The following is a 13,592-nucleotide window of genomic DNA, read 5'->3' on the forward strand; positions in this document are numbered from 1 at the left end:
AATAAACGAAGAGGATAACAGACCTCGATATAATCATCATTTAGAGTAAAGATATTCAGAGTGAAAAGAGAACTTATATATCCCATTATTACAAAGCTAAACAACCATAATAATAGGCTATTAAGAAACAAGCTAATAATAGCCGAAATGATTAAACATATCACTATTGAATCTATAAACGATGAAATATTAGAGAAACGTCTATCGTTTCTATTTACACTTCTTATCATATTATTTATGGTGTTATAATGTCTCTCATTTTCAAATCTTCCGAATCAGCACTCAGTGCCTGGGTCAAGTTTGAGCACAACGGGAACCTGGACTCAAAATTAATACAGTTTCTAAACTGCCAGCTCTGATCCTAAGAAATAATCTTCAAGATTGCTGGCACACACCGAACAGCGGCTTCAGGCCGCTTGTCGGATGGATAGAAATTGAAAAACTGAGCCTGATGTTACATGAAAAACCTCCAGGGTTTTAGAAACCTTGGAGGTTTAGCAACTATCGTAATTTTTCCAGAGTTTGAAACTTTGAAAAGTTATCTTAGCTAATTATCAATTCACGCTTCCCTTAGCTTCTTCTGTCGCTTTGTCTTTCACGCCCTGGCTACGTGCCAGCTGATTGGCATAATAACTGCGGGCTTCATTGATCAACTCCAGCACTTTGACAAATTCCGGGGTATCCAGTGCATTGTCCATCGACACGATGTATTGCGTCGTCTCGTTATAGAGGGAGTATAACTCCTTGCGCAGCAGCTTGGCATTGTATGACACCGTGGCGGCTTCCACTACCAGTCGATTGCCAAACAATGACTTGAATGCCTCATTGGTCTCTTTCACACGGGTCACGTAACGGCCCATGCCCAACAATTCGACTTTCGCCTTGTACGCGTCACTCTCCAACGCTTCAACCATTTTATCCAATCCCAGACTCTCAGCCTCATACTTCTCTTCCGTAATTCCTTTGTAGGTATTCATCAGGATAGAGAGACTGTGTGCTGCCTCCACTTCAGCCGCATCATCCGATTTGGAATGCAGGCTGATGGCCGATATGATAACCGATACTGACTTATCACGGCTACCATCGGCTGCTGCGATTTTAGCTGACTCTTCATTGACTTGCACCTGTAACAGTGCTTTTTCATAAGTTGCCTCACTGGCGTTTAAGCGGGTGAGGTAATCTTTTAACGGCTCGTTGGTAATCAGAGCCGGATCGAGCGTTGCGATATCGCTCAGGTGCCGTCTGATAAGCTGCCCGGCATCGAGGTTAGGCAGACCCGCCAAGCGGAGTGGTTCTAGTTGATACTTCATAAAGAAAAGTTTTAATGTGGTAAAATACGTGGCTCAATTTGGGAATTTTATTTGAAACATTAAACACACAAAGGGGAATAATTTAACCACAAATTAAACATTTAGAATCACTCCAAACAACAATCAACCTCAATATAACAGTACATAAGACCCCATTTACAGACTTAAACGACAGTGCGGGAATCCTTGCATAATGCCTCCACAAAGAGATTCCTGCTTTTTAGCAAGAGAATGCTTCATTGGATGTACTCTCTGTCTCAACCAGACTCTTTCGCACGTTTTTTCGTAATGAAAAATCAGGAATAATTGCCGGAAACTCAGTTTCCAATCAGGACTGAGGTCAGTTTGACCTGGAAACTCAGTTTCCAACAAGAACCAGGCTCAGTTCTACCTGGAAACTGAGTTTCTAACGAGAACGGAGCTCGGTTCTGCCCGGAAACTCAGTTTCTGATAAGAACCGAGGTCAGTTCTGCCTGGAAACTGAGTTTCTGACAAGAACCGACCTCGGTTGGGGCTGGAAACTGAGTTTCCAGGGGGTGGTGAGGGGGAGCTGGAAACTGAGTTTCCGGGGAGAATAGCGTAATCCTTTCTGAGGGTTGGAACTTTGGAATCAAGGACAAATATTTAATTCCTATAATACTCACAAATAAGTCAATGTTAAGACTCTATTTTATCATGCAACTCTTTTTGGAACTTTTCAAACAAATAGTAACCTATTCCTTTTTTCTCCAAGGACTTACTTTTACGATCAATCTTATTTTTAAGTATAGTAAGGAAATCTCTTTCTGCCAGAATTAGTTCTGGTGGAACTTCATAGTAACGGCTAAGTAAAAATAGACGAATCTCATATCGCATATGATTGTCAGCATTAAGAAATAATCTATAAAACTTATCTGGGCTGAAATATGACAAAATCGGCTTATACAGAATTCTCACTCCAGAAAGTAATATTTGATTGTTAAACAGTTCTTGCTTGAATGCATAAAAATCCGTATAACACAACTCTTCCAATCGTTTGGCCTCAAGTTTTAATTGTTTTTCTTCAAGCCTTTGATTAATTTCTAAAGCAACAGCCCTTATTCGATGCAGTCTTTCTTTATTTTGCGCTTGATCATCAATACTTAAGAATACATTCAAATTTGGCACATATTCATTTTTATATCTCTTTACTCCATTAATTACACGTTTCTCTAGTCTATCTAAATTATATCCTATTGGATTACCAAAAGTAGAAGCGAAATAAAAAACAGTAAGATAATCTTTTATATTATACGCACCTAAATCAACATATTTCATTAACTCGATGACTAAATTCTTATAATCGGCATCTGATATTGAGAAAACCGAAGGGTAACTCAGCATATTAAAGAGCTCATATTGAGGTAATATTTTATCGTCTAAAATATTGTATTTCTCTTCCAATTCTTTTCTCAGTTTATTAAAAGAGAAAATTTCACCTCCTGTCAGAAAACTATAAACAGAATCATAGAAATGATAATCTAAATCGGAATAAAATCTTTGGATAAACATCTCACAATATGTTTTCTCCTTTTCAACTTCTTCGACTTGTTCATTTTGTATTCCATTATACATTATCCTGCCCAAAACCATATGAATTCCATCTGAATCCAAATCATTTCGTCTTTGATAAGTTATTTTTCCTTCTTTGTATTCAATAGAAATTACAATAGTAAATTTGAGCAAAGCCTCCATTATCTCCTTCTCTTTTGATCTAAGAATGTGCTGCTTATCAATATTGATTTCAAATTTAGAGAATATACTTTGAAAATACGAGAGCGCAAAAATGAGTGTTCTCAGATTGGTAGAATACGGAGAAAAGACTTTAAGAATATAGTCTTTATGGGTTTCCAGAAAAGATTTATATTTTGGAGATCCTTCAAACTTAGCAGAAATAATACTGTCATAGATTGCATTCAAATCCTGAACAAACTCAATACAATTACCTATAACTTTTTCTTTTAGAACATGGTATCTCTCGTGATCAATTTTACCTTCATTTGCTATAATCAGTATCTTCACATTCTCATTCTCTACTAATGAGTTCACAAAACCGATAAACTCTTCAAGTTTTAACGACTCACTAATTCGCTCAAGATCATCAAAACAAATTACCAGCTCATCAAAACTTATCCATTCCTCTTTTTTTATTTCAATATCAGAAGCTATTTCATAACATCCATCTAATTGCTTCAACTTTGAAATCCCCTTAATCAATGATTTAAAAATACTTGCACCTAGCTTTACAGCTTTATTCTTTAGCAAAGGATAAATTGAAAGAAATATTTCTGACTGTATCTGTTCTACCGATTTTAAGCCAAACAAAGAAATATGAATGGGCTTATATTTCTTTGTTTGGTTACAATAAACAGATGTATCTGATATTTGACAATGAAGTGTGTTTTTAAAATAGAATGTCTTTCCTGTTCCCCATTCACCTGTAATCATCAATGCGTGATTGGTGTCAGAGCTGAGATAAAACTTAAGGATATCATCTAGTTGCTGCATAATAGTTGATTTGGATTAAATCTTGAATACGTGGTTATACTCTCCAAATTTACGATTATTGTTATCAAAAATCAATACTTCCGGAATCCACACAATCCGAAAAATAAAAAGCCACATCTACCTAACACATTCTACCGCACACAACCATAACAACGGTTTTGAGAATCGATTCCAATAACTAGAAACCTTTTACTACATTCCGTGCTCATTCATAAAAAGCAAAAGAGCCGCAACTCACGCTGCGGCTCTCACCATCAAAAAACAATAGAACACCACCAAAACGGCTCTATTATTCCGTCCACACTTGTAGCCTATAGATAAGTTTGAGTCAATCTATATTCAAACAAGCAATGAGAATCTTCATTTTGAAAGAATAATTACTTTTTCATGACCGATGATATATATGCCATTATTAAGGCTTTTCAAAGCTTCTGCTTTTGTATACTTTCTCGAACCTATCATCTGACCATAGACATTGTACACAGTCTGGGGAGTATCTTCAAGGCCATTCACATTTACCGAATTTACGCCATTGATAATACCTGCTCCCGCCAGAAATTTAGCTGTTGCATCCTTAAGCGTCTGTATGGCTGTGGCACATTCTGTTATCGTAGTGTAGATCTGCTGTAAAGCCGTTTGAAGATTGTTATACAAATCACCGCTTGTAACGGTCGGATAACGATTCATCGCCGCCTGTGCGCTGTCCCTGGCCATGCCCCAATAAAAGCTTTCTACACTCTCCACACTCTGGTCGGTCAGGATACGGACATTGTCTAAAAATAATTTGGGACCGGCTCCCGACCCCCCACTTGAACAGCTCGCACCTACACTTACCTCACACTGAGTAGGTGTTGCAAAATAGGCGCTGGCAGAAGAGGTTATCCATGCAGATGCCGCGATAGTGGTCGTTGGGTCATAATAGGTCGCAGAGCCGTTACGAAAGCCGTTTAAATTAGCAAGAAGGGTAGTTGCACTGGTGTTGCCGTTATACGCATCGTAATTCATTTTGTAATTACCGGCAGGCAATAGCACTTTCTGGGTAAATTGCACTGCATTACCGGAACCCCATCCGGATGATGCACCTAAGCAGGCTCCGGCACTGCTGCCGCTTTTATCTGTCTTTGGAACTGCTATACTATTGAAAGTTGCCGATGATCCCAAAGCGTAGGTTGCTGTAAATGTTGAATTGGATGAAACGATACTGCGGTTGGTCCAGTCGGTCACATTGTAGGCATACGCGCTGGTCCAGCCCGCTCCGGTCCACATGTTTACCGCACTTGTATTTAATGTTCCCGCCACGTTGTAGGTTACCGGTGATGCATCGAAGCTGGCATTTTTCAGCGCAAGAACGGTGATGTCATTGCTGGGAGTCTGCGGTACCGGTGCATTCGAAGCTAGCAATTCTCCATTTTTAGCGGTTACTACGACGCGGCTATTAGCCGGAACATCAATGTTACCAGTGATTTTACCCTGACCCGTGATAATCATTACCCCGATCGTTTTTGGTGAAGCTGTTGTATTAATCAGCAATGCACTGATTGAATCTGCAGTTTGCTGAGCGGTGATGTCACCCGATGTAACAAACACCCTTAGAGCATTACCTACACTTCTGGATGTTGCGAGGCTAAAATGAGCAGTTGACTTTCCTCCTGAAATATCGGTCGGAACAGAGAATACCGGCGCACCTTCGGATAATCTGATTGGTTTCATATCAGCCGTTGTAGCACCGACAAAGTTACTGACCAACATATATCGTACACTGTCCGGATCTGTTGCAATAACCCCGTTCCATCCTGTCGGAAGTGAATCTTTCAGCACAATAGTGTTAGCTGCCAGTTCTTTGGTTTTATCGGCGCTAACTCCGCTGTAATAAATCAATTGACGACGATCAACGACATCTCCACTAGCCACTGTTCTACTGGCGGCACTATACAACGGATAAAAATTTGTAGTATTGATAGAGTTATTTGCAGCCCTGTCACCAAAAGCCATGCTGCTATTTCCGGGTGTTACAATACCGATCTGGTTGTCAATGTTTGCCCATGAAGTGGCAAAAGGAACTGTCGTTGCACCATCTGTTTGATAGCGTCCGTTCTGATGATAGATTGTTCGTTTCACTTTGGTCAGGTCATCCGTACTGATTGCAAGCAATCCACCTCTGGCTCCGGTAATCGTTACCGCACTGTTGGCTTTTACATAATCCAGATAGATCAACGCATTCCCCGGAGTAGAATAAAGAGCGAAGTTATTGGTCAATGAAACATCGTTGGTATTAATTACGCCGTTCATGGTGTAGCTGTTGCCTTGGAGATTGTAAATGCCGCTTGTTACAGGTGCTGCATTGGTCGCTTTTCCACTCACGGTGTACCAACCCAGGATATTACCGGTGTTATTGGCTTTGTACGGAACCACGATTTTATTTTTGTCCGGACAATTCTGAGTAAAATATCCGGTGTAGCTACTGATACCGCTGCTCCAGGAAAAACAGGTAAAACGATCTTTTGTATTGGCTCTTACGATATTTTGTGAAGTAAACACTTCAGCTGCGTCATGATTCTTTCTGAAGTCAGTCCAGTTCGTTGGAGTTACATCAGCAGTGGATGCCATTTCGTGCATCAGCCAGCTCATCATTACACGGTGAGCCTGAACCCCCATACGACGTGCGCCTACATCTGCACGCAACAACCAGCTGCCATCGGTAGTTGTTCCTTGTCTGGCTTTGATATTTTTATACGCCACATTTTCCAGCATCAACGCATTCGGGTCTTTCAGGAAACAGGCTATCGTTGAATATGAAGTTATCTGGTCATACAGGAACAAACTCCAGTCATTGCCGTTTGGCATAGCCAACTCACCATCAGCAAGGGCAAGTTTGTTGAGCACTTTATCCATTACATTCTGGTTGTTGTGCATCAGGGCATTTGTTTTCCATTTCTCAGTACCTGCAATTCCGTTCTGGAACATTTTCAGGGCTAATGCACTTTCACCCAACTCCTGCATCACCACATTCTGGTAAGAGGTATGGAAATAGTTGTGATTCTGAAGTGTGTAATCGTCATAAAGGTTTTTTCCTAAATAGAGATCTTTCACAGTCTTCGTATTGTACTCCGGATCGATAACGGTCACATCTGAGACATCAGTAAACTGAGAATAACAGTTAATGGCAAATGCTCGCAAACGATCATACCACTGCGAAGCCAAAGCATCATTCGGATATAAGCCCAAAGCACAAGCCAGAATATTGGTTTCCCAACCATTCTCTTCTGCTTTTGTATCACCGGAGAAACCGGTAGGGATAGTGCGGGTCAACTCATAGTTACATTCTGATTTTACCAGATTATACACATATTGTTTCTGTGCAGCTGTCAGCTGATCGTATTGAAAAAAGGCAGAATAGGCAACCGACATGGACCATAATGAACTTTCCCAGACGTAATCGGAAGTGCTGGTAGATCCCCAGTAATCACCGGCCGCACAGGTTTTCAATTTATTGGCCTTATGGGTAGAATAAGCAAATATCAAACTCTTTCTTGCCATATTATTCACATCGTCCCAGGTTACACCGGTGGGCAGTGTCACTTTATCTTTTCCGTATTTGTACAAAAATGCACAGATCATGGAAAGATCAGCATTAGGTCTTACACCTTGCTCATTACTTCCCGCACTATTTTCACCTTTAAAATAACCGCAAGCTTCTCCTGCACTATTAGTTGCAGCGGCATCTATATAATCGTTTTTCACATAAGTCATGAAGTTGGCCAGCATTTGCAGCAGGTCTCCTTTCATGTTCGTTTCGCTGACAAAGCTGGAATTAATAACGCCTTCTGTTGGCGACGATACCTGATCTTCGGTACCCCCTACAATCGTTTGTGCATTTGCCGCCAGAACGACAAAAGCCATCACAAAAAGTAACTTTAGTTTTCTCATAGATTTATTTTACAGGGTTTTATTTCAAAAGGGATGAATTTCTCTTTAGAGGGAATGGATAATAGCATTTCTGTTTTTATCAATGAATTACATGGTAATAAGGTTATAGCTAAAATAAACTCCCCCAATTTAGGATAGTACAAAAATAAGTTCTACCGAAAGGAAACGTGTCTAAAAATCATTCAAATAGGTGATGATTAAAATCAGGTCAAAAAAAAGAGAGCATCCTTTGCAGAATGCTCTCTATATAGTAGAAAATAAATTCAGTTAAGCCGGGCTGATTAAGCGCCTTCTACTTCCTGTTTTTTATGTTTACGTTTCATCATTTCGTAAGCCACCGGCATCGCAATGAAGAATGTAGAATATGTACCGATTACCACCCCGATAAACATCGCAAAGGTAAAGCTTCGGATGGTATCACCACCAAGGATGAAGATACAAAGCAATACGATCGACGTACATAATGAAGTACTCATGGTACGAGACAGAGTCGAGTTCAATGAGTCATCCATCAGTCGTTTCAGGTCACGTTTCGGATAGTTGTGCATAATCTCACGGATACGGTCAAAGATGATCACCGTGTCATTTACAGAATAACCGATTACGGTCAACACCGCAGCGATAAACGACTGGTCCACATCCATAGAGAACGGTACAATCTTATAGAAGAACGAGTACACACCGACAATAATTAATGTATCGTGAAGCAATGATGCAATCGTACCCACACTAAATGCCATATCACGGAAACGGACAAAGATATAAATACCCATTGCAATCACCGCAAAGAATACTGCCCAGATCGCTCCCTGAAGAATATCCTTAGCAATTGCAGGACCTACCTTTTGAGAACTTACGATATTATTAGAAACAAATTGCTCCATTGTCGTTCCGGCTGGCAATAAAGGTTTGAGTCCCTGATAGAACTTCTGGTTAATCTCTGTGTCAATTGCAGGATCATTCTCTGCTATACGGTAGTTGGTTGTTACACGTATCTGGTTGCTTGAACCAATCGTGATAGCTCCAACAGCGTAATCACCAAAGAAAGGTTTCAGATCGTCTGTGATTTTAGCAGTTTCTACCGGTTTATCAAAACGAATAATATAGTTACGACCACCTGTAAAGTCAATACCCGGTTTCAATCCATTGAAAACGAATGAAGCCACAATAACTAATCCAAGGATAGCTGAAGCCATATAACCTTTCTTACGAACTGCAACCCATTTGTAAGTCGGATTTACAAAGATATTTTTGAAAGCCTTGGTTGTAAAGGTCAGGTCATTGAATTTACCTTTAGCAAATGCACTTTCGTACATCAAACGAGTCAGGAACACAGAGGTAAAGAATGAACAGACGATACCGATAATGGTTGTTGTCGCAAATCCTTTAATTACACCTGTACCGAAGTAGAACAGGATAATACCCGTAATGATCGAAGTTAAGTTCGAGTCAAAGATAGCAGCAAAAGCATGTTTGTATCCTTCTTCTACGGCTTTGCGAACCGGTTTTCCTCCACGCATCTCTTCTTTAGTTCGTTCGTAGATAAGTACGTTCGCATCCACAGCAATTGCCAGCGCCAATACCAAACCGGCAATACCTGACAGAGTCAGTACTGACTGGAAGGACGCCAGAATACCCATAGTAAAGAAGAGGTTCACAATCAGTGCTGCATTTGCAATCAATCCAGGAATAACTCCATAGACACTGATCATATAAATAAAGATCAACAGCAAGGCAATACCGCAAGAAAGCAATCCATTATGAATAGCTTCTTTACCCAAAGAAGGACCTACGATATCTTCCTGTACGATTCTCACGGAAGCAGCCATTTTACCTGACTTCAATACGTTTGCCAAGTCTTTTGCTTCATCCGGTGTAAAGTTTCCGGTAATTGAGGAACGTCCACCAGTGATTTCATCGTTCACGCGAGGGAAAGAATATACATAATTATCAAGAACAATTGCAATTGATTTGCCGATATTCTCTTTAGTCAGACGAGCCCATTCTTTAGCTCCTTCAGCATCCATAGTCATGCTTACGCTGGCGTTAGCGCCATGTTGCTCGAAGTCTGCATTTGCATCAGTTACCACATCGCCACTCAAAGGTGCTTTACCGTTACGGTTAATTACCTTGATAGCTACCAGTTGATAGAATTGCTCATTCTTATCAATAGCTTTAACAGTCCAACGGAACTGAACGTTACGTGGCATTACGTCACGAACCGCTTTCATACGAAGGAATGCTCCGATCTGAGCTGTGTCACGGTAGTGAGCGATACCAACAACCGGACTTTTGGGCTGCAATCCCTGCATGCTCATCAAAGAGAGCAAAGGATATTGAGCTTTAATATCTTTGTCGTTTTTACCTGCAGCTTGTTCTCCGGCTCCCTGACCTTGTGCTTTACTTTTGATTTTTGCCAAAAGTGCTTTTTCAGAAGTCCCCGTAGTGTCAGCTGAAGCTGTTTTAGTCGAATCGGCTGAAACTTTAGTTGAATCTGTTACTTCAGCTACAGCTCCTTTTTTCGATTTCTTGAGGTCACGGATAACGTTATTCGCAGTCATCAGGTTTTGGTAAACCTCTTCCAGATTGTATGTTGTCCAGAATTCGAGGTTAGCGCTACCCTGAAGCAGTTTGCGCACACGTTCCGGCTCTTTAACACCCGGAAGCTCGACCAGGATACGACCATCCTGCTCCAGACGCTGAATGTTCGGCGCAACCACACCAAAGCGGTCGATACGGGTACGAAGTACGTTGAAAGAGTTGCTGATTGCACTTTCAAGCTCGGTTTTCAGAACTTTGATTACTTCTGCATCCGAGCTGGTAGTCGAGATTTTATCTTTAAACTGGAAACTAAACAATGCTGCCAATCGTGCATTTGGCTCCAACTTCTTGTACTCCTGAGCAAAGAAGTCAATATAGTTACCCTGTTCTTTCATTTGGCGGGCAGATGCTGCCGCCAGGGCCTTGTTGAAATTCTCATCCTGATTGTAACCGGAGAACGATTTCAATACATCTGCAACATTAAGTTCCAGAATAACGTTCATACCACCTTTCAGGTCAAGACCCAAATTAATTTCCATTTCACGGCATTCTTTCAAGGTATAGCCCAACCACACTTTCTGAGAAGAAAGCGAGTCAATATACTGGCTCATTTTTACTCTGTCTCCGTGAGATGCCTCTTCTGCCTGTTTGGCATAATGATGCGTTACCACCGAAAAAGAGAGGTAGAATAAGCAGACTAAGGTAAGCAATACCGAAAATACTCTTACGAATCCTCTGTTTAACATTTGAAAATCACATTTATTGTTTGGTTAATAATTATTTTACGCTATTCATCGGGAGTACCACATTAGATTTAGTTATCGTAAACCATCAAAACAATGGAAAAAACGAGCATCTAAAACTAACTACACCCCATGGTTAGTGTTAAATTAGCTTGCAAATATAGATGTTTTTTCCGTTCTCCCTATAAAAATGAGAGCAAATTGTACGGTTTGTTCATGCGAACACGATATACATCAGAATTTCTGTCAGTTAGCAAAACCCAAAATAAGAAACCGGCCATTTGATTAAATAGAAAAGCTTATTTATTCTGACAACTAATTCTGAAATCCGGATTGTTTCCCGCAAACTATATTTTACTCAATGCTTTTCGTTTTCCAGTACGGTTTTCTCTTTTCGAAAAACTCAGCATGCTCCATCAATCCGTGATACCTTTTGTTAAAATAGACGAATAACACATTGCTCAGGTAATAAAATAACCCGGCTGTAATCAATCCGGCAATCACATCGATCAGATAATGAGCTTCAATGTAAACCGTTGCCATTACCAGGCAAATATAAAAAGGTATAATGGCTGCCAGCAACCTATAGCGACGCTTACGCCAGATCAGAAGTAAAATCAGGGTTGAAATACCGACATGAGAGCTCGGAAACGCAGCGGTAGGACGTTCTCCCACCTGTTGTGTATGTTCAACCATCTTAAAAAAGATACCCGAATTATTAGCCGTCTCATTTAAAGTAGAATGGTAATTAAAATAGCGTCCCACTTCAGGGAAGATTCCGGCATGTACATTTTCAAGTCCTATCGCGGGGAAATAATACTGTGGACCGGCAGTCGGAAACAGAATATAGATGATGTAGTAAATGTAAAATGAGCAAAGTACTACAAAAAAGAAGTGCTCGAAATGCTTTTTCCCGAAAAAAAAGAAATAGAGGCTAGAGCCGAGAATAATCGGATAATAGGCAAAATAGCCCATATTAACCAACTCACTAAACCAGTGCTGCGGAATTGCCTGCCGAAACAACAAAGCCGGCTGACACCCAAAAATCATCTGCTCCCACCCCGCCAATAAATAGTCATGGTTAATCAGTGCCCGGTTTATCTCATAGGTATCGGGATACCAAAAGGAAAGCAAAGCCCCTACAAAAGCGTATCTTGCCAGCTTAACTACCCACCAGTGACGAAGCGAATTGAAGTAAGCGAGGATAAAAATGGTCACAGCAATCATCAGGCGCAATCCCACCAGTTCAAGCGGATTGGCCAATCGGCCCATCACACTAAGAATAAGGATGGTAGTAAAAAGGATATATGCAAATGTGATTTTCTCAACTGCAAGAAATCGGATAGGGAGTCTGTTAGCCATGTCAGAGCCAGTGTTGTTGTTTATACCATTGTATGGATTCCTCCAGTCCTTTTGACAAATCGTATTCGGGTACAAAGCCGAGCTCCGATTGAAGGGAGGAAATATCGCAAAGCCAATTGCGCTGCTTCATTATTTTGTACTTATCGGCATTCAGCGTACTGACTTTTCCGAAAAGCGAGGCCCATTTCTGAGCACACAAAGATACAACTTTTACTATATGTAATGGCAATGTAACGGCAATGACCCGTTTTTTGGGCAAATAGCGTTGCACCAACTCCCTGAAATCACTGGCCAGATAAGATTTTCCATCTGAGATAAAATAGGAACGGCCGGTCACCGGACTTTCAATGGCAAGAAACACCACACGGGCCAAATCTTTGACATAAATAAATGAAAGAAGCTGTGGAACACGCCCCATACCCAAATCAAATCCGGCTTTGATAGTCTTGATCATCAGAAAATAATCTTTCTCCCTCGGGCCGTAAACGCCGGTCGGACGGAGAATGACATACGGAAAATCTTTAAGGTTTTCCAGATACTGTTCTGCCTTTCTTTTACTCAGTCCATAAGCGGTATTCGGCTGCGGCAAATAATCAGGCTGTATCGGCTGCATCGTCACTTCATCAAACGGTCCGCAAACACTGAGACTGCTCATGTAAATGAATTTCTTAGGTTGAATGCCAGCCATACGCAACCCCTCGACCAGATTTTGAGTAAAATGGAAATTGATCCGGTCAAAATCCTCCGGTTTAGCCACCTTTGTTGCCCCCATATTATGTACCACATAATCCCAGCCGCCGAATTCCTTACGGCAGTCATGCAATTGACCAATCAGCTTATCCCGGCTCCCGAAGTTCAGATCAATGAATTTAATTCGTGAGTCCTGAAGATACTCCCGGCTACTGGTACTCCGTATTCCGGCCCATACTTCATATCCACGTCTTAACGCCTCTTCAACAATAAAACTGCCAATAAATCCGCTGGCTCCGGTGATTAATATCTTACTCATGACTATCAATATCTGATTTCAAAACTTTGGCGGCTGCAAAAATAGGGAAATTTTAGCGCTATTCGGGTTAAGCTCTTATTATCCCTCTATTCTATAATGTTTTTTCAGCGTGAACTCACACCTCTCTCTTTGGGATTTTCACATCACTGGAAAAGAATCCACTTTCTCTGAAAA

At 40.8% G+C, this 13,592-nt stretch carries 6 protein-coding genes; all 6 read right to left on the reverse strand.

The genetic code is table 11. The features are described 5' to 3' along the window. Positions 1 to 554: 554 nt before the first annotated feature. Positions 555 to 1,310: a DUF6261 family protein gene (locus tag MLE17_RS03340; RefSeq protein ID WP_243347033.1), complete on the reverse strand. Its 756-nt coding sequence runs from the start codon at positions 1,308 to 1,310 to the stop codon at positions 555 to 557. Between the two features lie 657 nt (positions 1,311 to 1,967). Then, positions 1,968 to 3,836 carry a P-loop NTPase fold protein gene (locus MLE17_RS03345; protein ID WP_243347034.1) on the reverse strand — a complete coding sequence of 623 codons (1,869 nt, stop codon included), beginning with the start codon at positions 3,834 to 3,836 and terminating at the stop codon, positions 1,968 to 1,970. A gap of 360 nt (positions 3,837 to 4,196) precedes the next feature. Beyond that, the gene (locus MLE17_RS03350; RefSeq protein WP_243347036.1) at positions 4,197 to 7,763 is read right to left on the reverse strand and encodes a hypothetical protein; all 3,567 of its coding nucleotides are present in this window, start codon (positions 7,761 to 7,763) and stop codon (positions 4,197 to 4,199) included. A 281-nt stretch (positions 7,764 to 8,044) separates the two neighbouring features. After that, positions 8,045 to 11,050 (reverse strand): protein translocase subunit SecDF, encoded by a 3,006-nt coding sequence (secDF, locus tag MLE17_RS03355; RefSeq protein ID WP_243347038.1) that lies wholly within the window; start codon positions 11,048 to 11,050, stop codon positions 8,045 to 8,047. Between the two features lie 351 nt (positions 11,051 to 11,401). Further along, complete coding sequence (locus MLE17_RS03360; RefSeq protein WP_243347041.1) at positions 11,402 to 12,409, reverse strand: phosphatase PAP2 family protein; 1,008 nt, start codon at positions 12,407 to 12,409, stop codon at positions 11,402 to 11,404. Position 12,410: 1 nt separating this feature from the next. After that, positions 12,411 to 13,418 (reverse strand): NAD-dependent epimerase/dehydratase family protein, encoded by a 1,008-nt coding sequence (locus MLE17_RS03365; RefSeq protein ID WP_243347043.1) that lies wholly within the window; start codon positions 13,416 to 13,418, stop codon positions 12,411 to 12,413. Between the last annotated feature and the right edge of the window lie 174 nt (positions 13,419 to 13,592).

The sequence above is a fragment of the Parabacteroides sp. FAFU027 genome, from assembly GCF_022808675.1.
GTDB lineage: Bacteria > Bacteroidota > Bacteroidia > Bacteroidales > UBA7332 > CAXXIC01.

Excerpts from the sequence above, each read along its gene's own strand:
- secDF (WP_243347038.1), bottom strand. The coding sequence starts at position 11,050 with ATGTTAAACAGAGGATTCGTAAGAGTATTTTCGGTATTGCTTACCTTA.
- MLE17_RS03340 (WP_243347033.1), bottom strand. The coding sequence starts at position 1,310 with ATGAAGTATCAACTAGAACCACTCCGCTTGGCGGGTCTGCCTAACCTC.
- MLE17_RS03360 (WP_243347041.1), bottom strand. The coding sequence starts at position 12,409 with ATGGCTAACAGACTCCCTATCCGATTTCTTGCAGTTGAGAAAATCACA.
- MLE17_RS03350 (WP_243347036.1), bottom strand. The coding sequence starts at position 7,763 with ATGAGAAAACTAAAGTTACTTTTTGTGATGGCTTTTGTCGTTCTGGCG.
- MLE17_RS03345 (WP_243347034.1), bottom strand. The coding sequence starts at position 3,836 with ATGCAGCAACTAGATGATATCCTTAAGTTTTATCTCAGCTCTGACACC.
- MLE17_RS03365 (WP_243347043.1), bottom strand. The coding sequence starts at position 13,418 with ATGAGTAAGATATTAATCACCGGAGCCAGCGGATTTATTGGCAGTTTT.